Here is a 25,077-nt window from a genome sequence, read left to right as displayed (position 1 = left end):
ACGCGAAAGGGGGTGGACGGCATGCCGATCCGCGTGCTGGTCGTGGACGATTCGCCGTTCATGCGTCAGGTGATCACCGACCTGCTGGCCAAGGATCCGGACATCGTGGTCATCGGTACGGCGCGGAACGGACAGGAAGCCCTGGAGAAGGCGGTGGCCCTTCGGCCTGACGTCATTACCCTGGACCTGGAAATGCCGGTGATGGATGGCCTGGCCTTCCTCCAGGCGCTGATGGCCAGGGACCCCTTGCCGGTGATTGTGCTCAGCAGTCTCACCCACGCCGGGGCGGAGGCGACAATCCGGGCCCTGGAGCTGGGTGCGGTCGACGTTGTGGCCAAGCCTTCCGGGGCGGTTTCCCTCGATTTGCACAAGGTGCAGGGGGAACTCGTGGCCAAAATCAAGGCCGCATCGCGCGCTCGTGTCGCGCGGCAGCCGGGTTCTACAGGCCGGGACGGGGCCCGGGGCGAACAGGGGACGGTGTGGCCAGGGAGCCCACATTACGCCCGGCAGCCGGTGGCAAAGGACGGCGGTCCAAAACAGGGGGGAGAGAGGCGGCCGCCTTGCGAAGTGGTGCTGATTGGCGCGTCGACGGGCGGGCCCCGCGCGCTGCAGGCGGTGCTCGCGCCGCTGCCGGCCGACTTTCCGGCGCCGGTGCTGGTGGTGCAGCACATGCCGCCGGGGTTCACCCGGCAGTTGGCGGGGCACTTGGACCAGCTCTGCCGGCTGTGCGTCGTCGAGGCCCAGGACGGCATGCCCCTGAAGGCGGGAACGGTGTATATCGCGCCGGGTGACTTTCACCTGGTTCTCGCACCGGGACCGGATCCGGTGGTGCGCCTGACGCAGGACCCGCCGCGTGGGGGGCACCGTCCCTCGGTGGACGTGCTGTTTGCCTCGGCGGCGAACGTCCCCGGCCTGCGCGCGCACCTCGTCGTGCTGACCGGAATGGGATCCGACGGGGTGTGGGGCGCCCGCGTCCTGAAGGAACGGGGGCAGGTCGGCACCATCATCGCGGAAGACGCCTCCACCTGCGTCGTGTTCGGGATGCCGCGGGCCCTCATCGAGGCGGGGCTCGCCGACCGCGTTGTCCCCCTCGGGGAGATCCCCCGCGTGTTGATGGAAGCCGTGACATTCCGGGAGGTGTGAAGCCCTTGGACATGAACCAATACCTTTCCCTGTTCTTGGAGGAGGCGCGCGAGCACCTGCAGGCCATCACCGACCGGCTGCTCGACCTGGAACGTGAGCCGGCCGAATTGCAGCACGTGCACGAGATCTTTCGCTCGGCTCACACGCTGAAAGGCATGGCCGCCACCATGGGGTTCGAGGATATGGCCCATTTGACGCACGAGATGGAAAACGTCCTCGATCGCGTGCGCAATGGGGAGCTGGCCGTTACCCCGGCGCTGGGGGACCTCCTGTTCCGCTGCCTGGACGCGCTCGAAACCATGGTGGCGAACATCGAGGAGGGCGGCGACGGGGCGGGCGATGTGGCGGACATCGTGCGCGCGCTCCGCGCGGTCGCCGAAGGCCGGATGCCGGACGAAGCGATGGGCGGCGAGTCAGGGGCGGAGCGGGAAGCGGCGGCCGACGGCTCCGGGCAGGTGTCGACGGGCGGTGCGGCAGAAGAAGCGACCCCGCAGGCGGGGAGCGGCGATGTCGCTGCCATTGGCGGCGACTTCAACGAGTATGAGTGGACGGTCATTCAGCAGTCGCGCGAGGCCGGAATGTCGGCCTTGATCATCACGGTACGGCTTGACCCGGCCTGCGTGCTGAAGGCGGCACGCGTTTTCCTGGTGTTCCGGGAGCTGGAGGCGTTTGGCGAAGTGATCCGCTCTCACCCGTCCGTGGAAGACCTGGAGAACGAGAAGTTTGACGATTCCTTCACCGTGGTGCTGATCACCGACCAGTCGGCGGAGACCGTGCGCGAGCGGATCCTGAACATTTCGGAAATCGCTTCCGTTGACGTCGTTCCCGTTGGGGAGGGGCAAGCCCGCCGCGAAATGGCGGCCGCATCGGCCCCGTCTGCTCCCGCCGACGCGCCGTCTACGCCTTCTGCCGCGCCGACCTCGGGGGCGGTTGCTCCTGGCGCCCAGGCCGGCCCTTCGGCCGGGTCGTCCCGTTCCGAATCAGCGGGTCCCCGCTCCCGAAAAGGATCCGGGCGGACCATCCGTGTTGACCTTGAGCGGCTCGACCAGCTGATGAACCTGTTCAGCGAGCTGGTAATCGACCGCGGACGCCTGGAACAGCTGGCCCGCGAGCTGAACCATCCGACGCTGCTGGAGACGGTGGAACACATGAGCCGTATCAGCAGCGACCTGCAGAACCTGGTGCTGACCATGCGCATGGTGCCGGTGGAGAACGTGTTCAATCGGTTTCCGCGCATGGTGCGCGACCTGTCGCGTGAACTGGGCAAGCGCGTCGAACTCGTCATCGAGGGGGCGGAGACGGAACTGGATCGTACCGTGGTCGACGAGATTGGCGATCCCCTCGTCCACCTGCTGCGCAATGCGATCGACCACGGCTTGGAACCGGTGGAAGAGCGGCGACAGGCGGGTAAGCCGGAGACGGGGCAGGTCAAGCTCTCGGCCTACCACAGCGGCAATCACGTCATCATCGAGGTATCCGACGATGGACGGGGCATCAACCGCGACAAGGTGTTGCGCAAGGCGCTGGAACGCGGATTGATCACGCAGCGGGAGGCCGAGGGGCTTACCGATGAGCAGGTGTACAACTTGCTGTTCATGTCCGGATTCAGCACCGCCGAGACGGTGACCGACATCTCCGGTCGTGGCGTCGGCCTTGACGTGGTGCGCAGCAAGATTGAATCCCTCGGCGGCACGGTTTCGGTCCAGTCGGAGCCGGGGGTCGGGACAACGTTCCAGATCCAGCTGCCCTTGACCCTCTCCATTCTTGATGCGCTCTTGGTGCAGGTGGAGGCGGAGAAGTACGCCATTCCCCTCAGCTCGGTGCTTGAGGCCGCCATCTACAAACCGGAGGCGGTTCACACTGCCCGCGGCCAGCCGGTCGTCGATTTTCGCGGTCGCCTGGTTCCGCTTGTTTTCCTCAAAGACGTGTTTGCCGTACCGGACGCGGGCGGGCCCAAACCGACCGACGTGCAGGTGGTCATCGTACGCAAGGGCGAGAAGATGGCCGGGCTAGTTGTCGACCGGCTCATCGGCCAGCAAGAAATCGTGCTCAAGTCGCTGGGCAAATACCTGCCCCACGTGTTTGCCATCTCCGGCGCCACCATCCTGGGGGACGGCCAGGTGGCCCTCATCCTGGATTGCAACGCGCTGGTGAAGTGAGCGGCGCCGCGCGAGATGCCCGCCGCGGCCCTCCCCTGGTGGTTCCGGGCCGGGATCGAACTTGCGAAAGGAGGAACGGCGAATGACGGAACAGCATCGCACCGCAAACGAACTCAAGGTCATCGTGTTTCAGCTGAACGACGAGGCCTACGGAGTGGACGTGTACCAGGTGCGCTCCATTGAACGCATGCAGCCGATCACGCGCGTCCCGGGGGCTCCGCCCTTCGTCAAGGGCGTGATCAACCTGCGCGGCGTGGTGACGCCGGTGATCGATCTGCGCAGCCGCCTGGGGCTTCAGGAGCGGCCGTACACCGACGAAACGCGCATCATCATCGTTTCCATCGACGACAAGGACGTGGGCCTGATCGTCGACGCCGCCAACGACGTGGTGGATCTTCCGGCGTCGTCCATCGAGCCGCCCCCGGAAGTGGTGGGGAGCGTGCGGACCGAGTTCCTCCGCGGGGTCGCCAAATGGGGCGACGGGGTGCTCGTCCTGCTCAACCTTGACCGTGTGCTGACCCTCGACGAACGGACGCAGCTCAAACAGCTCGAGGGATGAACGATGGACCTGTTTTCGCGGTTGGATGAGTTTCAGTTTGATGTGCTGCGCGAAGTGGGCAACATCGGTTCCGGCCATGCCGTTACGGCGCTGTCTACACTGCTGCAACGCCGGGTGCACATGCACGTGCCGCAGGTGAAGCTCGTCCCGTTCGACGCGGTCGCCGATGTGGTCGGTGGCCCGGAGGCGGTGGTGGCGGCGGTCTTCTTGCGCGTCGAGGGCGACGTGCCCGGCAGCCTTTTCTTCCTGATGGACCTGGCGACGGCGCGGCGGCTTCTCAGCGCCCTGCTCGGAGCGAGTCCCGGGGAAGAGGGCTTCAACGAAATGGAAAGCTCGGCGCTGCAGGAGATCGGCAACATCCTGTCCGGATCGTATTTGTCCTCTTTGGCCGACCTGACCGGGTTGCGCCTGCAGCCGTCGATCCCGGCACTGGCCATCGACATGGCCGGCGCGTTGCTCAGCGTCGGGCTGCATGAAGTGGGGCGAGTCGGCGACATGGCCCTGGTGATCGATACGACCTTCGCCGAAGGTGAGGACGTGCTGGACAGCCATTTCGTGCTCATTCCCGAACCCGAGGCCGTTGACCGGCTGTTCCGGGCGTTGGGAGTGCCGCTGCCATGAACAACGTAGCGCGGGTGATCAAGGTGGGCATGGCGGATCTGCAGGTGGCCAAGGCGCCGGATCGTCTGGTGACGGTAGGCCTGGGCTCGTGTGTGGCCGTCTGCATCTACGACCCGACGGCCAAGGTGGCGGGGCTGGCCCATGTCATGTTGCCGTCGTCGGAACTGGCGCGCGGCGAGGCTGTGAACGTCGGGAAGTACGCCGACACGGCCATCCCCGCCCTCCTTGCGCGCATGGAGGCTTGGGGCGGCCATAGGCGGCGTTTCGTCGCCAAGCTGGCCGGCGGGGCGCAGATGTTTGCCATCGCCGCCGCGGGGAATCCGGCATTGCGCATCGGCGAACGCAACGTTTCGGCGTGCAAGGCGCTTCTCGCCGAACACGGGATTCCCGTTGTCGCTGAGGACACCGGCGGCTCCAGCGGCCGGACCGTCGAGTTTGACAGCGAAACGGGGAAGCTGGTGATCCGTACGGTACAAAAGGGGATAAAGGAAGTTTGAGCCATGTCCGCATGGGGAAAAGGCAGCCTCATTGTGGCGGCGACTGTATCCGTGTTGGCGTTTCTGGCGGCGCTTCCCGCCAACACCGTGTCGACCGCCCTGGTGCGCGCGGGGGGGGTCTTCGTCCTGTTCCTGGCTGTTGCCGCCATGGCCGCCGCGGTGTTGCATCGGGTTCTGGCAGCGGCGATGGACGTGGTCACCCCGCACGAGCCGAAGCCCACGCACAGGAACGATACAGCCGATGCCAAGCCTCCGGCGAATGTGCCGCAGGCATCGGACCCCGGTGGCTTTGCCCCACTGGATCCGCCGCGCTTGAACCCGGTGGAGGCGGGTGAGGTGCGGCGGGTGGTGTCCACCGTCCGGCGAATGATGGAAGAGGAGTCCTAAGGGGGCGAGGGGCGTGACAGCCGTGGAAAACGACCAGGTGCGCTCGCTGTGGCGCGCGTGGAAGGAAGACGGCGACGCCGAGGCCGAACGGGCCTTGGTGGAACGCTACGCCGGGCTGGTTGACCGCGTGATTGCCCAGTTGGCACGCTCACTGACGACGGCGGTTCCGGTGGAAGACCTGCGCAGCTACGGGATGATTGGCCTGTTGGACGCCATGCACAAATTCGACTACCGCCGCGGGTTGCGCTTTGAGACGTACGCCGTCTGGCGCATCCGCGGCGCCATCTACGACGGCCTGCGCGAGATGGATTGGGTGCCGCGCTCCTTCCGGGAAAAGGCCAAAAAGGTGGAGGACGCCTACGCCGAACTGGAGCAGCGCTACCTCCGGTCGGTGACGGAGGAGGAGGTCTCCCACCACCTCGGCATGCCGGTCGAGTCGCTCCACCAGGTGCTGCGGGACATGGTCCGCGCCGTGCAGGTGTCCCTCGACGAGCCGGTGGTGGACGACGAGGGGGCCTCAACGTCGCGGCACATGACGGTGACCGACCACGAGGCACCGTCGCCGGAAGACCTCGTGCAGGCCAAGCAGGTGAAAGAGATTCTCGCCCGGGCCATTGAACGGCTTCCCGAGAAGGAGCGGCTCGTGGTGACGCTGTTTTACTACGAATCCCTCTCCCTTACCGAGATTGCCGAAGTGATGGGACTGTCGCCGTCGCGCATTTCCCAACTGCACACCAAGGCCATTTATCGCCTGCGGGGCGCCTTGGGGCGGTACAAGCGCGTGCTGTGCGCGCCGTGAGACGGAAAGGAGGCGGAACATGGACGGATGGCTGATGTTGGCTGCGGGGCTGGCGGTGGGGCTTGCGGCTATGCGCTGGTGGGTGCCGCGCGTTGTGGCGCGAGAGGTGGCCCGCCGGGATGATCCCGCCGGCGAGCGGGAAGCGCTCTTGGCCGTGCTCGACGAGTATACGGCCCTGTGGACCGAGGACAACCAGAAGCTGCTACGCGCCTGGCGGGACGAGCGGCGTGCCTTGGAGCAAGCGGTGCAGGACCTGCAGCGCCGCGTGGCCGAGCTGGAGGGGCGCCTGGAGGCGATGGCGGCGCACATGCGGGAAGAGGCGGCGCATGCGCAGGGAACCCGCTTCTCGACGGGCCCGTCCAGTCCTGAGGACGGCGACCCGGCACAGAACGATGCGCCGGCTACAGCCATGGTCGAGGCGGGGGTGATTGGGGCCAACTATCGAGCGGTGCTGGAGCTGGCTCAGGAAGGCCTGTCTGCTGCGGAGATCGCCCGCCGCCTGGACATCGGGACGGGCGAGGTCCAGCTCGTGTTGACGCTGGCCGAAGAGGCCCGGCGGTGGCGAAAGCCGGTAGCGGAAAACACGGACGAAACCTAGCCCGGCGGACCGCCGCACATCCTCACGGGAAGGGAGGGAATGGCCTTGTCGTAAATCGGAAAGTTTTTTAGAATAAACATATGAACAAATGCTCATATACACATGAGTTCAATTGATCAACGGGCCAGCGGCGAAGGGAGAACGCAGCATGGTGGACACGGAAGGAGGGGTGCGATGGCGAAAGGGAATCCCGCCTTGTTGCCGCTCGAAATCGCGGAGCGCGCCGCACTTACGTTTAAAGCGTTGGCGGATCCGACGCGCATTCGCATCTTGCACCTCCTGGCGCAGGGGGAGCGTTCCGTCACGGACCTCGCCAAAACACTGGGGTTGTCGCAATCCGCCGTATCCCACCAGCTGGCTTTCCTCCGGTCCATGGGTTTGGTGAAGTATCGGCGGCAGGGGCAGTTGCTTTTCTACACGTGTGACGATGACCATGTGATGACGTTGCTCAGCCAAGCGTTAGCCCATCTGGAACATGAATAGGGGAGGGGTTGGCGTGCTTCATCACCACCATCACCATCAATCTTGTTCCCCTGACCACGCGAATTTCCTTGATCCGCACCGCCATGAAACAGCGGATCGCGCAAACAACATGCGGGCCCTGACGGTGGCCCTTCTCATCACCGGTGGCATCATGCTGCTGGAGGTTGTCGACGGCCTGCTGACCCGCAGCCTGGCTCTCCTCTCTGACGCCGGCCACATGCTGAGCGATGCCGGTTCCTTGGCCCTGAGCCTCCTGGCCATGAGGATGGCGGCGCGCCCGCCGTCGCCGGGCATGACCTACGGCTTTTCTCGGGTGGAGGTTCTGGCGGCGCTGGTCAACGGTGGCACCCTCCTGGGGATTGCCGGGATCATTGCGTGGGAGGCGGTGGAGCGGTTTTTCCAGCCGCCCGAAGTGGCCAGCGGAACGATGGTCGTCGTGGCATTGATCGGGCTTGCGGCGAACCTGCTCAGCGCGTGGTGGCTCATGCGGAAGGGGGACGTGAACGGGAACGTGAACCTGCGGAGCGCGTATCTGCACGTCCTCGGCGACGCCCTCGGATCGGTGGGGGCGATTGTTGCGGGCCTGCTGATGTACGGGTTTTCGTGGTACGCGGTCGACCCGCTCATCAGCCTTGTGGTGGCGGCCTTGATCGTGAAAAGTGCGTGGGGAATTCTTCGCCACGCCGCGCGCATCCTGATGGAGGGGAAAGCGTCCAGCAGACAATTGCCGAAATGCGCATTGTGTTCGACCAGGCCGAGCGAGTGCTAATGGATGCCTGCAAACGTATGGAACAGGGGACGCTCGATCCTGTCACGATGCTGGAAATCAAAGTCATGGCCTGCGACGCCGTTCGGAAGATTGCTAACTTGAGCCTCAAGGTGTGCGGAGGCCATGCTTACTCCGCCCGGACTCCGCTTGAACGGTATATCCGGGACAGCATGGCCGGCACGGTAATGGGCCCCAAACCAGAGATCCTTGAAGGAGCTGATTGGCAAGCTCTTGCTCGATGTCCCGGTCACACTTTGATCGCGCCAAGTTGTAAACGATAAGCGTATTGAAAGGGGGTAGCGCTTTGCCAAACCAAGGGGAACGTTCACGCCGACGCAGTGGGCTTAAACAGGTGTTCGTCGTCAGTGTGGGGTTCTACCCTTCTCAACACCGAATCGTTTCGCGGCGTGCCGGGCGGAAGCTGGGCCAGCGCTTCGTGAACCTTCTGCTCAACGAGCGCCTCGCGCACCATCGGATCGACGGTGAATCCCTCAACGGGCCGGTTTGGGTCGAAGAAATCCTCGCGCCGCGGCGGACGGGTTGAGATGTGCCGACGTCCTCCCGCGAGAGAGTCCAGAAATACGAAAAACGGGCGGTGCTTTGCTGCCCGTCTTCCGTTTTGTGTCGATGCACCAGGACACGCATCTATGCTCTGCCCGTTCGCCGATCATACCGTAGTAGTATCCCGTGAGAAGGAGGTACCGGCATGTCGCACCACTACCATTATTATTGTGACAAGTACCGCCACCACAAACAGCGCGCCGCGTACTACATGGAGATGGCCGAAAAGCACAAATGCGACAAAAAGAAACACCGCCATTACTATCACAAGTATGCCTACCACAAGCACAAGGCGGACTACTACAAGATGGGGTGCAAGCATTCCTATTCCCAGTATGATTCCCATTACGCCCATTGCGGCAAATCCTACTCCGATTCACACTGCGGTTACGACAAACATTACAAGTACCATAAAAAGTATGATAAGCACTTCAAATACGACAAATGCGATTCCTGCTACGATTCCTCTAGCTCCAGCTGATACGCGTCAAGCGGTTCGTGCGACCGAGAAGCCGTGGACAACGGGGGATGTGCCGGCCATTGCCGCCAATCGGCGGCTTTTCTTGTTGGCCTGCCCGAAAAATGGGCGCGTGTTGTAACGCACCTCGGCAATTCCGCTCATAAAGTAAAGTGCGGTAGCAAATCGGCTATCGACATTTCGCGAGGGGTGATATGACCATGGGTTCCTTCTTTGACAACTTGGACGATTTTGCGATTGTGCTGGTCCTGTTTATTCTTCTGGTGATCGTTGGGGCTTCGGACGACTAGTGTCCGCCCGGCTCGTCCACTTCGACCCCCCCATGCTGCCGCCCCCGCCGGGCGGCGTTCGTTATTTGTTGGGGTTGTGGGTTTTCGAAAACACGGTTGTCTTGTCATCCCCCGTGACGCAGGGGGCATCGGCCACCTGCTTGCGATTTTGGCTGCGGCGGGGCAAACGGAGCGGTGTGGGCGCTGTCGCCGTATACACACCCCCCACGACGAGCAGCCCTCCAACCACGTGGGCTGCGGTTACGCGTTCGTCCAGCACGAGCACACCCAGGATCACGGCAAACAGGACGATCAAATTGAGGTAAACCGATGCCCGGGACGGTCCGATGGCCACAACGGCGCGGTTCCACAGCAAAAACGCGACCACGGACGGAAAGGTTCCCACATAGAGAAGGAGGGCTAAATGGAGAGGGCTTAAGGAAAGGAAGGCGTCCCATTCGGCCCGTTCAGTTGTGGCCAGCGGAAAGAGCAGCACGCAGGCCAGTGCGATGGAAACCAGGAAGGAGGCGCGCTGCGGGAGGAGACGGCCATATTTTTTCATGAGCACCGAGTAGAGGCCCCATGCGGTAATGGCTCCGAGCATGAGCAGGTCGCCGGTGTGGACGGTAAAGGTGCGCAGGCGGTCCAGGTCGCCGCCGACGAGGATCCACATCACGCCCGCGCAGGAAGCGGCGATGCCCGCCAGTTGGATCGGCTTTACGCGTTCGCCAAGCAGCGCGCGCGACAAAGCCAGCACGACAATAGGCGCCGCCGTGTTCATGAGGGCGGCGTTGATGGCGGTGGTGGACTGCAGCGCGACATAGGTCATGGCGTTGAAAGCGGCTACCCCGGTTACGGCCATGGCGAGAAGGGGCTTGAGGTGCCGGCGGAGGAGGGGGCGCGTTTGTTGCACCTCGCGCCAAGCAAAGGGCAGCAACACGACCAAGGAGATGCCCCATCGCACGAGGGAAAGGGTAATCGGAGGGAGCGTGGCCACCAGCACCTTGCCAAATGTGAAATTTCCCGCCCAGAACAAGGTGGCCAAACACAGCAACAAGGCAGGCGGGAGACGAAGCGGGGGCATGGGCGCAGTCCTCCTTTCGGTGGCGCTCGATTCAGCCGCATCTTTCCAACGTTTTCGCTGTTCTCGCGCAATTTCCTGCTCTTGGCGTTCGTTTTGGGGTGGAGGAACCCTCATCGCGCTGCCATTGCATGGCGCGCAGTCAATGTGGTATAGTAGTGAACGGCGTACAACGCACGCCTGCGGATTCGCGTGAAGGTGCTGCCGGCAAGGCAGTCTCACGCGGAGAGGAAGTGGGCGGAGGGCCAAAACCACGCTGTAAGGGGGACCAATATGGCGATTATTTCGATGAAGCAATTGCTCGAGGCCGGGGTTCACTTCGGGCACCAAACGCGTCGCTGGAACCCCAAAATGAAAAAGTACATCTACACCGAGCGGAACGGTATCTACATCATCGACCTGCAAAAGACCGTCCGCAAGATGGAGGAGGCGTACAACTTCGTCCGCGAGCTTGCTGCGAACGGGGGAACGATCCTGTTCGTCGGGACGAAGAAGCAAGCCCAGGATTCCGTGCGCGAGGAAGCCGAGCGCTGCGGCATGTTCTATGTCAACCAGCGCTGGCTGGGCGGCACGCTGACCAACTTCCAGACCATCCGCAAACGCATTGAACGTCTCCACGAACTCGAACAAATGGAGACAGACGGCACGTTTGACGTGCTGCCGAAAAAGGAAGTCATCCGCCTGCGCAAGGAAAAACAGCGCCTGGAGAAGTTCCTCGGCGGCATCAAGGGCATGAAGTCGTTGCCGGATGCCGTGTACATTATCGATCCGCGCAAGGAAAAGATCGCCGTGGCGGAAGCCCGCAAGCTCGGGATTCCGGTTGTCGCGATCGTCGACACGAACTGTGATCCCGATGAGATCGACTACGTCATTCCGGGGAACGACGATGCCATCCGGGCGGTGCGGTTGATCACGTCGAAAATTGCCGACGCGGTGTTGGAAGGGAAACAGGGCGAACAAACCACATCCGCGTGAGGAGCCAAAGGGTGGCAGGCTGAGAAGCGACTTGCCACCCTTTTTCTGCGATTATGCGGGGAAGCCTATGGGTAAAACCCCAACCTCAGTATAAGACCAACAGGGAGGGTGTTGTGCGATGGCCATTACGGCGAGCATGGTGAAAGAGTTGCGCGAGAAGACGGGTGCCGGGATGATGGATTGCAAAAAGGCCCTGGAAGAAGCCGGCGGGGACATGAACCGCGCCATCGAGATCCTGCGCGAAAAGGGCTTGGCCGCTGCGGCGAAGAAGGCCGGCCGCGTGACGGCAGAGGGGCTGGTTGAATCGTACATCCACGGCGGCGGCAAGATCGGTGTGTTGGTCGAGGTCAACTGCGAAACCGACTTCGTGGCCAAGACCGACGAGTTCCGCGAATTCGTCCGCGACATCGCTATGCAGATTGCCGCGGCAGCACCGCGCTATGTCAGTCGCGACGAGGTTCCCGCCGAGGAAATCGAGAAGGAACGGCAGATCTTGCGCCAGCAGGCCCTGAATGAAGGGAAGCCGGAACACATCGTCGAGAAGATGGTCGAAGGGCGTCTCAAGAAGTTTTTCGCCGAAGTCTGCTTGCTGGAACAGCCTTTTATCAAGGATCCGGACAAGACGATCGAGGAGCTGCTCAAGGAGAAAATCGCCAAGATTGGCGAGAACATTACCATTCGCCGCTTCGCCCGTTTTGTGCTCGGCGAGGGGATCGAGAAAAAAGCGTGCAATTTTGCCGAAGAAGTGATGGCGCAGGTGAAAAAGTAACCGGGAAGGTTTCCGTGAGGGGAACACAACGGCAGTGTTCCCTCTTTCTTCAGCGGTCGGGGGGATGGCCCTGGTGCGCCGTCCCCCGCGTGCCCCATGTGCGGCATGCGGCAACCGTGCCGATCTATGCTAGAATGGAGGGGAACGGATGTCTGGGCCGAAGTACAAGCGCGTCGTGCTCAAACTCAGCGGCGAAGCCCTCGCGGGATCGCAGGGGTTTGGCATCGACCCAGACATGATCGCGACCATTGCCCGGCAGATCAAGGAAGTGGTCGACCTGGGCGTGGAGGTGGCCGTGGTTGTCGGCGGCGGGAACATTTGGCGCGGGCTGGCCGGCAGCGCCAAGGGGATCGATCGGGCCACGGCCGATTACATGGGCATGCTGGCCACGGTGATGAACGCCTTGGCCTTGCAGGACGGGTTGGAAAAGCTTGGCGTACCGACCCGCGTCCAGACGTCCATTGAAATGCGTCAGGTGGCTGAGCCCTACATTCGGCGCAAAGCGATCCGTCACCTGGAGAAAAAACGTGTCGTCATCTTTGCTGCGGGAACGGGCAATCCGTTCTTTTCCACCGACACGACCGCCGCGTTGCGCGCGGCGGAAATCGAGGCCGAAGTGATCCTCATGGCCAAAAACCGGGTGGACGGGGTCTACTCGGCGGATCCCGCTGTGGACCCCAATGCGACAAAGTATGAACAGCTTTCCTATCTCGACTTGTTAAACCGTGGCCTCGGGGTGATGGACGCAACGGCTTCTTCGTTGTGCATGGACAACAACATCCCCATCATCGTCTTCTCGATTATGGAGGAAGGGAACATCAAGCGCGCCGTGATGGGCGAAAAGATTGGCACCTTGGTGGGAGGGAAAGCGTAATGCCGCAGGCCATCCTCAAAAATGCCGAAGAGCGGATGAAAAAAGCGATTGACGTGTTGAAAAAGGAATTGGCCTCCTTGCGGGCGGGCCGGGCGACGCCGGCGCTGCTCGACCGCGTGATGGTTGAGTATTACGGCACGCCGACTCCGGTCAACCAGCTGGCCACGATCTCGGCACCGGAGCCGCGCCTGTTGGTGATTCAGCCGTGGGACAAATCGGTGATCGGCGAAATCGAGAAAGCGATCCAAAAATCGGATCTGGGGCTCACCCCGATGAATGATGGCAACGTCATCCGCATCGCCATTCCGCCGCTGACCGAGGAACGGCGGGCCGAGCTGGCCAAAGTGGTCAAAAAGCACGGCGAGGAAGCCAAGGTGGCCATTCGCAATATTCGGCGTGACGCCAACGACGAACTGAAAGCGCTGGAGAAGGACGGCCAGATCTCGGAGGACGAGCTGCGTCGTCACCAGGAGTCGGTGCAAAAGCTGACCGACAAGTACACGGCCGAAGTGGAAGCGGTTGTGGAGGCCAAGGAAAAAGAGATCTTCTCCCTGTAGTTGCATGCACATCAGGGCCCCCTTTCGCGGAGGGGGCTTTCGTCCATCCTGACCCGCGGATAGCGCATGGAGGCGAACCATGTACAAGTGGGGACTGAGAAAAAACGAGGAGCTGCATGACGCGCGGGAACTGCGCGACGAGAACCTGCCGCGCCATGTGGCGATTATCATGGACGGAAACGGCCGGTGGGCCGAACGGCGCGGGTTGCCGCGCTTCATGGGTCACCGCGCGGGCATGAAAGCGATGCGGAACATCATCCGCGTCGCACGGGAGATCGGCATCGAGGTGCTGACCCTGTACGCCTTTTCCACGGAGAACTGGAAGCGCCCGCGCGAGGAAGTGGATTTCCTCATGCGGCTGCCCCAGGAGTATCTGCTGAGCGACTTGCCGGAGCTGATCGAAAACAATGTCCGCGTGCGCATTCTGGGCGATTTGAGCGGGTTGCCGCGCCACACCTTGGAGGCGGTGGAACAGGCGATGCGGGAGACGGCCCACAACACGGGCATGATCGTCAACTTCGCGTTGAACTATGGCAGCCGCGCGGAAATCACCCACGCCGTTCGGCGCATCGCCGAGGAGGTGAAGGCGGGACGGCTAGATCCCCTGGAGATCGATGAGCGCTACATTGCCGCCGCGCTCTTTACGGCCGGTCTGCCCGATCCCGATCTCCTCATCCGGACCAGCGGGGAGCTGCGCATCAGCAATTTCTTGTTGTGGCAAATTGCCTATACCGAGTTGTGGTTCACCGAAGTGTGCTGGCCCGATTTTACGGCCGAACATTTTCGCCAGGCGTTGCGCGACTACCAGTCCCGCACCCGGCGGTATGGGGCGGTCAAGCCTTAGGGGGAGACAAGGTGCTGAAGACACGCGTCGTAACGGCTCTCATTGGCGGGACGGCGTTCATTAGCTTGCTGGTCGCCGGGAGCTGGCCCTTTGCGCTCATGGTGTTTTTGCTGGCGACGATCGGCTACCTCGAGTTTGCCCGAATGGACGGACGGCCTCTGCTCCGGATCGACGTGGCGCTGGCACTGATTGGCGTGTGGGGACTGGTGGCCATGCCCCTGGCGGCCGACTCGCCGGCGTGGACGCGCGGGGTGCTCACCGGCGTGGTGTTTTCCCTGTTTGCCGTTCCCGTCTTGACGGCCAACCGCATTCGCGTTGCAGACGTGGCGTATCTTTTTTTTGGTGCGTGCTATGTTGGCCTTGGCTTTGCGGCCTTTTTGTCCGCACGGCAGGAAGGGCTGGCGTGGGTGCTCAGTGTGATTGCCTGCGTGTGGGCGACGGACACCGGCGCCTATTTTGCGGGCCGCTTCTGGGGTCGCCGCAAGCTGTGGCCGGCGATTTCCCCCAACAAGACGCGCGAAGGATTTCTCGGGGGGCTGGTGTGCAGCATGGCGGTCGCGGCCGTCGCCCAGGCGGTGGGGGACGGCTTCGGGTCGTTGCCCCTGGCGCTGGCCTATGGGGCAGCCGTCGGGGTGATTGCCCCCCTGGGCGACCTGATGGAATCGGCCCTCAAGCGTGCGTACGGGGTGAAGGACTCGGGCCGCCTGCTGCCGGGACATGGCGGTGTCCTCGACCGTTTTGACAGCCTGCTGCTCGTGTTTCCCCTCATCGGGTTGCTTACGGCCGCGTTCGCGTGAACGGACCTGTCGCATGCGGTTGAGACGAGAGGTTGAGGTGACGGATGTGAAGACCATCGCCGTTTTGGGGTCGACCGGGTCGATTGGCCGCCAAACCCTCGACGTGGTTGACCAGCACGCCGGTGACCTTCGCGTTGCCGTGCTCGCGGCCGGTCGCAACGTCGCGTGCCTGGCTGAGCAGGCGCGCCGGTACCGGCCGGACCTGGTTGCGGTGGCCGATCGGGAGGCGGCCGACGCGCTGCGCGGGCAGCTGCCCGCCTCCATTCGCGTGGTGTACGGGGAAGAGGGGTTGATCGCGGCGGCCACCCAACCCGAGGTGGACGTGGTCGTGTCGGCCGTGGTCGGTGCGGCGGGCCTCCTGCCGACACTGGCCGCCATTGAGGCGGGGAAGACCATTGCCCTGGCCAACAAGGAGACCCTCGTGATGGCGGGGGAACTGGTCATGCGCGCGGCCAAGGCACGTGGAGTGACCATTCTCCCGGTCGACAGCGAGCATTCCGCCATTTTCCAATGCCTGCAGGGCGAAAACCCCCAGCGGCTGCGGCGCCTGATCCTCACCGCCTCCGGCGGCGCCTTGCGCGATCGCAACCGCGAGGAACTGGCCGGCGTGACGGTGGCTGACGTGTTGGCCCATCCCAACTGGCAGATGGGCGCCAAGGTGACCGTCGATTCGGCGACCATGATGAACAAGGGCCTCGAAGTGATCGAGGCGCACTGGCTGTTTGGGGTCGACTATGCCCAAATTGACGTGCTGCTCCACCGTGAAAGCGTCATCCATTCTATGGTAGAATGGATAGACGGATCGGTCATCGCTCAACTGGGAACGCCGGACATGCGCATCCCGATCCAATACGCGCTCACGTATCCGGACCGCTGGCCGCTCAAGAGCTCGTCGCTCGACTTGGCGGCTCTCGGCGCCCTCCATTTTGCCCCCGTCTCCTTCGAACGCTATCCGCTGCTGGCGCTGGCGTACGAGTGTGGGCGCCGGGGCGGCACAGCGCCCGCGGTGCTCAACGCGGCGAACGAAGTGGCCGTCGAGGCCTTTTTGCGGGGGGAGATTCCCTTTTTGGCCATCGAGCGGATCGTGGCAGACGTGTGCGCGCGTCATGAGCCGATCGCCGCTCCGTCGCTGTCCGAGATTCTGGAAGCCGACCGGTGGGCGCGGGAGGCGGCCCGGATGGCGGTGGCGGCCACACCATGAAAGCAGGTGATGCGGGTGAACACGATTTTGGCCATTGCCCTCGTGTTTGGGGCTTTGGTGTTCTTCCATGAGCTGGGTCACTTTTTGCTGGCCAAGCGGGCCGGCATCCTGGTGCGCGAGTTTGCCATCGGTTTCGGACCGCGGCTTGTGGCGTTCCGGAGGGGGGAAACGGTCTATTCGCTGCGCCTCTTCCCCCTTGGGGGATATGTGCGCATGGCCGGGGAAGACCCGGAAATGGTTTCCCTTGCCTCCGGCCGTCAGGTTCACGTGCGGGTGAACGGGCAGGGGCAGGTCACCGACATTTACCTCGTGCCACCGGAGGACGTTGCGTCGGCGGCGCCGGTAACGGTGCAGGCGGCCGATCTCGAACGCGCGCTGACGCTGACGGTGGAGGAACCGGACGGCACCGTCCGCCGGTACCCGGTGCATCCGCAGGCCCACCTGCACGAGAAGGGCCGCGCGGTGCAGATCGCGCCGCTCGACCGCCAGTTCGGCAGCAAAACCCTCGGCCAGCGCTTCGCCACCATCGTCGCCGGCCCGGTGGCCAACCTGATCTTGGCCGTGGTGCTGTTTTTCGTCTTCGCCCTCATGACTCCGGCGGTGACTGGCCGGCCGGTGGTGGGCGACGTGGAACCGAACCTTCCGGCGGCGAAGGCGGGCCTGGCGCCCGGCGACCGCATTCTCAGCGTGAACGGGCGCGCGGTGAACGACTGGACCGATCTTCTCGAGGCGGTGCGCGCGTCGGAAGGGAAGCGGCTTGCCCTGGTCGTGGAGCGCGGGGGGCAGCGGCTTGACGTGACGCTGAAACCGGAGCAGCGCGACGGCCGGTGGCTGGTCGGCATCGCCCCCGAGACGCGGTCGCGCACGCTGACGGAGGCGGCGGCCTATGGCGTCACGCAAACGTGGGACCTGTCGGCCAAGATTGTCACCTTCTTGGGTCTCCTGGTCGGCAAGCTGTTCACCGGTGAAGGCCCCGAAGCCGATCTGTCTGGCCCGGTGGGGATCTTTCTCTTCACCGGCGCGGCGGCCGAGCAAGGCCTGGCCAGCCTCGTCCACTGGGCGGCCTTCCTGAGCGTCAACCTGGCCATCTTCAACCTGTTGCCTTTCCCGGCCCTCGACGGCGGACGGCTGCTCTTCTTGGGCATTGAGATGCTGCGTGGCCGCCCGGTCGACCCGGAGAAGGAGAGCCTGGTGCACTTCATCGGCTTGGCATTCCTGCTGCTTCTCATCATCGTGGTGACGTGGAACGACATCCAGAATCTCGACCGGCTGCGGGACATCGTCAACTCGTAGGGGGCGGTAGCCGTGTACCGACGGGAAGAGACGAAACCGGTTTTTGTTGGTGGAGTGCAAATCGGGGGGAACGGGGAGGTCGTCATCCAGTCGATGACGACGACGGACACGCGCGACGTGGAGGCCACGGTCCAGCAGATCTGGGACCTGGCGAGCGCCGGGTGTCAGGTGGTCCGCCTGGCCGTTCCCGACGAGGAGGCGGCGCGGGCCATTCGCGCGATCAAGGAGCGCTCCCCGATTCCCATCGTCGCCGACATTCATTTTGACTACAAGCTGGCCCTGTTGGCCCTCGACAGCGGCGTGGACAAGATTCGCATCAACCCGGGCAACATCGGTTCGAAGGAAAAGGTGAAGGCTGTGGTCGAGGCGTGCAAGGCCCGTGGCGTGCCCATTCGCATCGGCGTCAACTCGGGGTCGATCGAAAAGCCGCTCCTCGAAAAGTACGGCCATCCGACGCCCGAGGCCATGGTGGAGAGCGCCTTGAAACACGTGGAGATCCTCGAGGATCTCGACTTCACCGACATCGTCATCTCTCTGAAGGCGTCCAACGTGCCGATGATGATTGCGGCGTACCAGCGGATGGCAGAAATGCGCCCCTATCCGCTGCATGTCGGCGTCACGGAGGCCGGGCCGGTCTTTTCCGGCAGCATCAAATCGGCCGTGGGCATCGGCACGGTACTGGCGCTGGGCATTGGTAACACGATCCGCGTCTCCTTGACAGCCGATCCGGTAGAAGAGATCAAGGTGGCCAAGGAGATCCTCAAGGCCCTTGGCCTGCGGCGGGACGCGCCGGAAATCGTGGCCTGCCCGTCCTGTGGCCGGGCGCAGATTGACCAGATCGCGCTGGCGACGAAGGTGGAGCAGGCCATCGCCGCGCTGAAGCGGCCGATCAAGGTGGCGGTCATGGGCTGCGCGGTCAACGGCCCTGGTGAAGCGCGCGAGGCCGACGTCGGCGTGGCCGGCGGGAAAGGGGAAGGCCTCATCTTCCGCAAGGGGAAAGTCGTGCGCAAGGTAAAAGAGGACGAGCTCTTCGAGGAGCTTATGAAGGAGATCGATGCCCTGATCCGCGAGGAAGGTGAAGCGGTCGGGGAGGCAGCGAAGGAGTAATTAAATAGAACACCGATGTAGAACACCGATGCGGACCACGTTTCACAATTGGGACGACGAGCGAGGAGGTCGGTTATGCGGCAGCGTCATTTGTTGGTTCCCACCCTCCGCGAAGTACCGGCAGACGCGGAAATCGCCAGCCACCGGCTGATGTTGCGCGCCGGGCTGATGCGTCAGGTGGCGGCGGGGATCTATACGTACCTTCCGCTTGGCTGGCGTGTGATCCAGAAGGTGATGACCATCATCCGCGAGGAGATGAACCGCGCCGGGGCGCAGGAACTTCTTCTGCCTTCCCTGCACCCGGCCGAGCTGTGGCAGGAAAGTGGGCGCTGGGAATACTACGGACCGGAGCTGATGCGCCTCAAAGACCGTCACAACCGCGACTTTGCCCTCGGCCCCACCCACGAGGAAGTGGTGACAGCGCTCCTCCGCGACGAGGTAAAGTCGTACAAGAAGCTGCCCATCACGGTCTACCAGATTCAGACCAAGTTTCGCGACGAGCGGCGCCCGCGCTTCGGTGTGATGCGCGGCCGTGAGTTCATCATGAAGGACGCCTACTCCTTCGATGTGGACGAAGCAGGGCTTGACAAGAGCTACCAGGCCATGTACGAGGCCTACATGCGCATCTTCACCCGCTGCGGGCTCAAATTCCGTGCCGTGGAAGCCGACGCGGGGGCCATCGGCGGGACCAGCACCCATGAATTCATGGTGTTGTCCGACGTGGGCGAAGACACGCTCGCCTACTGCACGAACTGTTCCTACGCGGCCAACCTGGAGAAGGCCGAGGTGGCCGCGCCCCGTGTGGACAAGCCGTCCGGCGGCGTTGCGGAGCGCCAGCGGGTAGCCACGCCGGGCGTGCGCACGGTGGCCGAGCTGGTCGCGCACCTGGGGGTCACGGCCGAACAGATCATCAAGTCCGTGCTCTTCCTGGTTGACGGCCGGCCCGTCCTCGTCCTCGTGCGCGGCGACCATGAAGTGAACGAAGTCAAAGTGAAAAACCTCTTCGGCGCCAATACGGTGGAAATGGCCGATGACGAGACGGTACGCCGGGTGATGGGCGCGCCGGCGGGGTTCATCGGCCCGGTGAACGCCCCGGAGACGGTCCCCGTGGTGGCCGACCGCGCCGTGGAAGGGGTGGCCGACGGGGTCGTGGGGGCCAACGAGGCTGACGCCCACTTCGTTCATGTGGTGCCGGGACGCGACTTTGCCGTCTCCCGCTATGCCGATCTGCGCAACATTGCCGAAGGAGACCCGTGCCCGCGCTGCGGCGGGACGATCGCCTTCGCCAAGGGCATCGAGGTGGGCCATGTCTTCAAACTCGGCACGAAATACAGCGAGGCGATGGGGGCGACGTTCCTCGACGAGGAGGGACGCGAGCGGCCCATGATCATGGGCTGCTACGGGATCGGCGTCACCCGTGTTGTGGCGGCGATCATCGAGCAGCACCACGACGAAAACGGCATCATCTGGCCGGTCTCGGTGGCGCCCTTTGCCGTTCATGTGGTGCCGGTCAACTGGAAGGATGAGGCCCAGCGCGCGGCGGCGGAGCGGCTCTATGCGGCCTTTAACGCCGCCGGGATCGAGGCGCTTCTCGACGACCGCGACGAGCGTGCCGGCGTGAAATTCAAGGATGCCGACCTGATCGGCCTTCCCCTGCGCGTCACCGTGGGCGGCAAGGTGGCCGACGGGCTCGTGGAACTGAAGGTGCGCGCCACCGGCGAGCAGGAGGACGTGCCACTGGATGAGGTCGTCGAGCGCGTCCGCCGCCGTCTGGACGAGCTGGAAGCGCCGACGCGCGTGTGACGAATTCCAGATCCACAGTCAAGAAAGCCGACGGGGAGCAAACCAGAAACCCAACGGGGAGGAGAACCGTGAAGGCGCACCATCGGGGACGGGAAGCGTACGCTTCCCTGCTTGCCCATGTGGCCATCGACGACCATCTGCGCCAGACGCTGGACGGCGGGGAGCTTTTGCGCCTCGAAGTGTGGCGCAAGAAGCGGCTGTGGCGCATCCACGTGCGCTTTGACCGTCTCCTGCCGCCCGACGTTTATCGCGCGTTCGCCCGTGCCCTGCGCGAACGCTTTGCCGATCTGGCCGCCGTCGACCTGTGGCTTTGCTACCGCGAAACGGCCGACCCGGCCACGGCGGTGGCGGCCTATTGGGCGGTGGCGGTGGAAGAGGCCTTCGTTGACTGCCCCACGCTCGTGGCCGCCCTTTCCCCTCGCCAGCCGGCAGTGGAAGGGAATGCGATTCGCGTTGGCGTGCCCAATGAGGTGGTCCTGGGGCACATCAAGCGCAAGCAGGGCGACCGCCTGTTGGCCGAACGCCTCTCTGCCCTCACCGGCGTGACCCTCGCCGTACGCTTCACCGTGGAAGAGGCCGGCGAGGCCCTGCAGGCCTTCCGCGAGCGGCGCGAGCAGGAGGAGCGCGCGATGGTCGACGCCATGCTGCGCGCCGAGGAGAGCAGTTCACGCGGCGAGGCCCCGCCCAAGGGGGGAGCCGCCGGCGAAGCCGACGAGACGGTCCTGTACGGGTACACCATCGCCGAGGAGCCGGTGCCGCTGAAGACGGTGCAGGAGGAGGCGCGCCGCGTCGTCGTGCAGGGTTGCGTCTTCGACGTGGAGACGCGCGAGTTGAAGACGGGGCGCACCCTGGTCACCTTCAAGCTGACCGACTACACCGACTCGATCCTCGTCAAGGCCTTTGCTCGCGACAAGGAGGAGCTGGCCCGTCTTTCCGGCATCGCCGAGGGGATGTGGGTGCGCGTGCGGGGCAGCGTGCAGCTCGATCCCTTCGTGCGCGACCTCGTCCTGAGCGCCTCGGACATCAACCGCGCCGAGGCCCCCGAGCGCCGCGACACGGCCGAGGAGAAGCGGGTCGAGCTGCATCTGCACACGCCGATGAGTGCCATGGACGCCGTGACGCCGGTGAAGAAGCTGGTCGAGCGGGCGGCCAAATGGGGCCATCCGGCCATCGCCATCACCGACCACGGCGTGTGCCAGGCCTTTCCGGAGGCGTACGAGGCGGGTCAGAAGTACGGCGTGAAGATCCTCTACGGGATGGAGGCGTACCTCGTCGACGACGGCGTGCCTATCGTCTACAAGCCGGCGCCGCGCCCGCTCCTTGACGACACTTATGTCGTCTTCGACATCGAGACGACGGGCCTTTCTTCCGTCGATGATCGGATCATCGAGATCGCCGCCGTCAAGGTGCACAGGGGCGAGATCATCGACCGCTTCGAATCCTTCGTCAATCCGCACCGTGCCATCTCTCCCAAGATTCAGGAGTTGACCGGCATCACCAACGAGATGGTCCAGGACGCTCCGGAACCGGAGGAGGTGCTGGAACGGTTTCGTGCCTTTGTGGGCGATGCGGTGCTGGTGGCCCACAACGCGCGTTTCGATACGGGCTTTCTCACCGTCAACTACCGGCGCATCGGCCAGGAGCCGCTGACCAGCCCGGTCCTCGACACGCTGGAGCTGGCCCGGGCGCTCTATCCGAACCTGCGCAACCACCGCCTGAACACACTGTGCGAAAAGTTCGGCATCCCCCTCGTGCAGCACCACCGCGCCGTCTACGACGCCGAGGCCACCGGGTACCTGCTGTGGAAGATGCTCCTCGACGCCAGGGAACGGGGCCTTGCCACCCTGGATGAACTCAACCGGCTCGTCGGCACCGGCGATGTCTCCCGCCAGCGTCCCTTCCACGCCACGATCCTGGTGCTCAACGCGGCGGGGCTGAAGAATTTGTACAAGCTGATCTCCCTGTCCCATCTGAAATACTTCCACCGCACGCCGCGCATCCCGCGCAGCGTGCTCCTCGAGCACCGCGACGGTCTCCTCATCGGCTCGGCCTGCGACCAGGGCGAGGTGTTCGAGACGGCGATGCACAAGTCGGAGGATGAGCTGGAAGAGGTGGCCGCCTTCTACGACTACCTGGAAATCCAGCCCGTGGCCAACTACCGGCACCTCATCGACAAGGACCTGGTGCGCGACGAGGAGCACATTCGCGACATCCTGCGCAAGATCGTCCGCGTTGGCGAGAAGCTGGGCAAGCCCGTCGTGGCCACGGGGAACGTGCACTACTTGGATCCCCATGACGAGGTTTACCGCCGCATCCTCGTTCATGCCCTCGGCGGCTCGTCGCCGCTGGACCCGCAGCGGCTGCCCCCGGTTTACTTCCGCACCACCGACGAGATGCTGGAGGCTTTCGCGTTCCTCGGCGAGGAAAAGGCCCGGGAAGTGGTCGTCACCAATCCCCGCCGCATCGCCGATTCCATCGAGGACCTCAAACCGTTCCCCGACGAGCTGCATGCGCCGGTGATCGAGGGAGCCGACGAGGAGATCCGCCGCATGGCCTACGAGACGGCGCGGCGCATCTACGGCGACCCGCTGCCGGAGATCGTCGAGCAGCGCCTGGAGAAGGAGCTCAACAGCATCATCAACCACGGGTATGCCGTCATCTACCTCATCTCGCACAAGATTGTCAACAAGTCCCTCGAGGACGGCTACCTCGTCGGCTCGCGCGGCTCCGTCGGTTCCTCTTTTGTGGCGACGATGACGCGCATCACCGAGGTCAACCCGTTGCCGCCGCACTATGTTTGTCCGTCGTGCCATTACAGCCAGTTTTTCACCGACGGGTCGGTTGGCTCGGGCTTCGACCTACCAGACAAGGATTGCCCGCGTTGCGGAACGGAACTGAAGAAGGACGGTCACGACATCCCCTTCGAGACGTTTATGGGCTTCAAGGGGGACAAGGTCCCGGACATCGACCTCAACTTCTCCGGCGAGTACCAGCCCATTGCCCACAAATATACCGAGACGCTGTTTGGTCGGGATTACGTCTTTCGCGCCGGGACGATTTCCACTGTTGCCGACAAGACGGCCTATGGTTTCGTGATGAAGTATGTTGAAGACAACGGGCTCAAGCTGCGCCAGGCGGAGATCGACCGCCTTGCCCGCGGCGTGACCGGCGTGAAGCGGACCACCGGCCAGCACCCCGGCGGGCTCATGGTCATCCCGCAGAACAAAGAGGTGTACGACTTCACGCCGATCCAGCATCCGGCCGATGATCCGGATACGGAAACGATCACGACGCATTTCGACTACCATGCCATCAGCGGGCGCCTGCTCAAGCTGGACATCCTCGGGCACGATGATCCCACGGTGCTGCGCATGCTGCAGGACCTCACCGGCATCAATCCGAAGGAGGTTCCCGTCGACGATCCGAAGGTACTCGGGATCTTCAGCAGCACCGAGCCGCTGGGTGTGACGCCGGAGGAGATCGGCACCAACGTCGGCACGCTGGGTATCCCCGAATTCGGAACGAAGTTCGTGCGCCAGATGCTGGAGGACACGCGGCCGAAGACCTTTGCCGAGCTGGTGCGCATCTCCGGGCTGTCCCACGGCACTGACGTGTGGCTGAACAACGCCCAGGATCTCATCCGCAGCGGGACGGCGAAGCTCTCCGAGGTCATCTCCACGCGTGACGACATCATGGTCTACCTGATCCAAAAGGGCATGGAGCCCTCGCTGGCCTTCAAGATCATGGAGCGCGTGCGCAAAGGGAAGGGCCTGGGAGAAGAGGAGATTGCCGCCATGCGCGAGCACGGCGTGCCGGAGTGGTACATCGAATCGTGCCAGAAGATCAAGTACATGTTCCCCAAGGCCCATGCCGTCGCCTACGTGCTGATGGCCGTGCGCATTGCCTGGTTCAAGGTGTACCGGCCGATCGAGTTTTACGCCACCTACTTCACCGTCCGCGCCGACGACATTGATCTCGCCCTCGTGCGCCGCGGCCCCGACGCGGTACGGGAGAAGATCCGCGAGCTGAACGAAAAGGGCGCCAGCGCCACGCCGAAGGAGAAGAACCTGCTGACCATCCTCGAAATGTGCCTGGAGATGCTGGCGCGGGGCTTTTCGTTCCAGAACGTCGACCTGTACCGTTCCGACGCGACCCAGTACCTCGTCGACGGCAACACCCTCATCCCGCCCTTCAACGCGCTGCCCGGCGTCGGGACGGCGGCGGCGAAAGCCATCGTCGAGGCGCGGGAGGAGGGGCCGTTCCTGTCCGTCGAGGACCTGCAGCAGCGCGCCCGCGTCTCCCGTGCCGTGGTGGAATTGTTGGCCGAGCAGGGGATCCTGCGCGATCTGCCGGAGACGAACCAGTTGTCGCTTTTCTGAAACGGTTTATTGTCGACGGATGCGGAGCATGCTATAATAGACGTCGTATGGCGCCGGAATAACCGTTGTCGACA

25 protein-coding genes are annotated in these 25,077 nt (G+C 63.7%); 24 read left to right on the top strand and 1 reads right to left on the bottom strand.

The window, feature by feature from the left end:
* Positions 1 to 21 precede the first annotated feature (21 nt).
* The 13 genes from ACYQ0Z_RS08635 to ACYQ0Z_RS08575 all read left to right on the top strand — a co-directional run bounded on the left by ACYQ0Z_RS08635 (position 22) and on the right by ACYQ0Z_RS08575 (position 9,344).
* Complete coding sequence (locus tag ACYQ0Z_RS08635; RefSeq protein WP_459866797.1) at positions 22 to 1,143, top strand: protein-glutamate methylesterase/protein-glutamine glutaminase; 1,122 nt, start codon at positions 22 to 24, stop codon at positions 1,141 to 1,143.
* Between the two features lie 5 nt (positions 1,144 to 1,148).
* Positions 1,149 to 3,302 carry a chemotaxis protein CheA gene (locus tag ACYQ0Z_RS08630; protein WP_459866793.1) on the top strand — a complete coding sequence of 718 codons (2,154 nt, stop codon included), beginning with the start codon at positions 1,149 to 1,151 and terminating at the stop codon, positions 3,300 to 3,302.
* An 82-nt stretch (positions 3,303 to 3,384) separates the two neighbouring features.
* On the top strand, positions 3,385 to 3,861 hold the full coding sequence (locus tag ACYQ0Z_RS08625) for a chemotaxis protein CheW (RefSeq protein ID WP_459866790.1): 477 nt from the start codon (positions 3,385 to 3,387) through the stop codon (positions 3,859 to 3,861).
* A 3-nt stretch (positions 3,862 to 3,864) separates the two neighbouring features.
* Entirely contained in the window at positions 3,865 to 4,482 is a 618-nt protein-coding gene (locus ACYQ0Z_RS08620) for a chemotaxis protein CheC (RefSeq protein WP_459866787.1), read from the top strand.
* On the top strand, positions 4,479 to 4,979 hold the full coding sequence (locus ACYQ0Z_RS08615; protein ID WP_459866784.1) for a chemotaxis protein CheD: 501 nt from the start codon (positions 4,479 to 4,481) through the stop codon (positions 4,977 to 4,979). The genes ACYQ0Z_RS08620 and ACYQ0Z_RS08615 overlap by 4 nt, the downstream gene beginning before the upstream one ends.
* 3 nt (positions 4,980 to 4,982) lie before the next feature.
* Positions 4,983 to 5,366, top strand: coding sequence for a hypothetical protein (locus tag ACYQ0Z_RS08610; RefSeq protein ID WP_459866781.1), 384 nt, complete (start codon positions 4,983 to 4,985; stop codon positions 5,364 to 5,366).
* A gap of 13 nt (positions 5,367 to 5,379) precedes the next feature.
* Complete coding sequence (locus ACYQ0Z_RS08605) at positions 5,380 to 6,165, top strand: FliA/WhiG family RNA polymerase sigma factor (protein ID WP_459866778.1); 786 nt, start codon at positions 5,380 to 5,382, stop codon at positions 6,163 to 6,165.
* Between the two features lie 19 nt (positions 6,166 to 6,184).
* The gene (locus tag ACYQ0Z_RS08600; protein ID WP_459866775.1) at positions 6,185 to 6,763 is read left to right on the top strand and encodes a DUF6115 domain-containing protein; all 579 of its coding nucleotides are present in this window, start codon (positions 6,185 to 6,187) and stop codon (positions 6,761 to 6,763) included.
* Positions 6,764 to 6,937: 174 nt separating this feature from the next.
* Entirely contained in the window at positions 6,938 to 7,246 is a 309-nt protein-coding gene (locus ACYQ0Z_RS08595; RefSeq protein WP_459866772.1) for an ArsR/SmtB family transcription factor, read from the top strand.
* On the top strand, positions 7,239 to 8,015 hold the full coding sequence (locus tag ACYQ0Z_RS08590) for a cation diffusion facilitator family transporter (RefSeq protein WP_459866769.1): 777 nt from the start codon (positions 7,239 to 7,241) through the stop codon (positions 8,013 to 8,015). The genes ACYQ0Z_RS08595 and ACYQ0Z_RS08590 overlap by 8 nt, the downstream gene beginning before the upstream one ends.
* On the top strand, positions 7,979 to 8,296 hold the full coding sequence (locus ACYQ0Z_RS08585; protein WP_459866766.1) for an acyl-CoA dehydrogenase family protein: 318 nt from the start codon (positions 7,979 to 7,981) through the stop codon (positions 8,294 to 8,296). Before ACYQ0Z_RS08590 ends, ACYQ0Z_RS08585 begins: the two co-directional genes overlap by 37 nt.
* 425 nt (positions 8,297 to 8,721) lie before the next feature.
* Positions 8,722 to 9,057 carry a hypothetical protein gene (locus ACYQ0Z_RS08580; protein WP_459866763.1) on the top strand — a complete coding sequence of 112 codons (336 nt, stop codon included), beginning with the start codon at positions 8,722 to 8,724 and terminating at the stop codon, positions 9,055 to 9,057.
* A gap of 191 nt (positions 9,058 to 9,248) precedes the next feature.
* Positions 9,249 to 9,344, top strand: a complete 96-nt coding sequence (locus ACYQ0Z_RS08575; RefSeq protein ID WP_459866760.1) for a YjcZ family sporulation protein — start codon at positions 9,249 to 9,251, stop codon at positions 9,342 to 9,344.
* A 61-nt stretch (positions 9,345 to 9,405) separates the two neighbouring features.
* Here the strand turns inward: ACYQ0Z_RS08575 and ACYQ0Z_RS08570 are convergent, their stop codons facing one another.
* On the bottom strand, positions 9,406 to 10,407 hold the full coding sequence (locus ACYQ0Z_RS08570) for a DMT family transporter (RefSeq protein WP_459866757.1): 1,002 nt from the start codon (positions 10,405 to 10,407) through the stop codon (positions 9,406 to 9,408).
* Between the two features lie 270 nt (positions 10,408 to 10,677).
* Here ACYQ0Z_RS08570 and rpsB point away from each other — a divergent pair, with 270 nt between their 5' ends.
* From rpsB to ACYQ0Z_RS08515, 11 genes are all read left to right on the top strand, one after another.
* Positions 10,678 to 11,379 carry a 30S ribosomal protein S2 gene (rpsB, locus tag ACYQ0Z_RS08565; RefSeq protein WP_459866754.1) on the top strand — a complete coding sequence of 234 codons (702 nt, stop codon included), beginning with the start codon at positions 10,678 to 10,680 and terminating at the stop codon, positions 11,377 to 11,379.
* Between the two features lie 118 nt (positions 11,380 to 11,497).
* Positions 11,498 to 12,148, top strand: coding sequence for a translation elongation factor Ts (gene tsf, locus ACYQ0Z_RS08560; protein WP_459866751.1), 651 nt, complete (start codon positions 11,498 to 11,500; stop codon positions 12,146 to 12,148).
* Positions 12,149 to 12,296: 148 nt separating this feature from the next.
* On the top strand, positions 12,297 to 13,022 hold the full coding sequence (gene pyrH / locus ACYQ0Z_RS08555) for a UMP kinase (protein ID WP_459866748.1): 726 nt from the start codon (positions 12,297 to 12,299) through the stop codon (positions 13,020 to 13,022).
* Positions 13,022 to 13,579, top strand: a complete 558-nt coding sequence (gene frr / locus ACYQ0Z_RS08550) for a ribosome recycling factor (protein ID WP_459866745.1) — start codon at positions 13,022 to 13,024, stop codon at positions 13,577 to 13,579. The genes pyrH and frr overlap by 1 nt, the downstream gene beginning before the upstream one ends.
* Before the next feature lie 79 nt (positions 13,580 to 13,658).
* On the top strand, positions 13,659 to 14,423 hold the full coding sequence (gene uppS, locus ACYQ0Z_RS08545; protein ID WP_459866742.1) for an undecaprenyl pyrophosphate synthase: 765 nt from the start codon (positions 13,659 to 13,661) through the stop codon (positions 14,421 to 14,423).
* 11 nt (positions 14,424 to 14,434) lie between these two features.
* Entirely contained in the window at positions 14,435 to 15,220 is a 786-nt protein-coding gene (locus ACYQ0Z_RS08540) for a phosphatidate cytidylyltransferase (RefSeq protein WP_459866739.1), read from the top strand.
* 46 nt (positions 15,221 to 15,266) lie between these two features.
* On the top strand, positions 15,267 to 16,421 hold the full coding sequence (locus ACYQ0Z_RS08535; RefSeq protein ID WP_459868817.1) for a 1-deoxy-D-xylulose-5-phosphate reductoisomerase: 1,155 nt from the start codon (positions 15,267 to 15,269) through the stop codon (positions 16,419 to 16,421).
* A 15-nt stretch (positions 16,422 to 16,436) separates the two neighbouring features.
* Positions 16,437 to 17,714 (top strand): RIP metalloprotease RseP, encoded by a 1,278-nt coding sequence (gene rseP / locus ACYQ0Z_RS08530; RefSeq protein ID WP_459866736.1) that lies wholly within the window; start codon positions 16,437 to 16,439, stop codon positions 17,712 to 17,714.
* A 12-nt stretch (positions 17,715 to 17,726) separates the two neighbouring features.
* Positions 17,727 to 18,821 (top strand): flavodoxin-dependent (E)-4-hydroxy-3-methylbut-2-enyl-diphosphate synthase, encoded by a 1,095-nt coding sequence (gene ispG / locus ACYQ0Z_RS08525; RefSeq protein WP_459866733.1) that lies wholly within the window; start codon positions 17,727 to 17,729, stop codon positions 18,819 to 18,821.
* A 75-nt stretch (positions 18,822 to 18,896) separates the two neighbouring features.
* Positions 18,897 to 20,624 (top strand): proline--tRNA ligase, encoded by a 1,728-nt coding sequence (locus ACYQ0Z_RS08520; RefSeq protein WP_459866730.1) that lies wholly within the window; start codon positions 18,897 to 18,899, stop codon positions 20,622 to 20,624.
* 68 nt (positions 20,625 to 20,692) lie between these two features.
* A complete protein-coding gene (locus ACYQ0Z_RS08515) occupies positions 20,693 to 25,003 on the top strand; it encodes a PolC-type DNA polymerase III (RefSeq protein ID WP_459866727.1) in 4,311 nt (1,436 codons plus the stop codon).
* The last annotated feature ends 74 nt before the right edge of the window (positions 25,004 to 25,077 follow it).

This window comes from Calditerricola yamamurae (assembly GCF_054654135.1).
The sequence above is the reverse complement of the archived record's forward strand: the minus strand, read 5'-3'. Positions and strand labels throughout refer to the sequence as shown.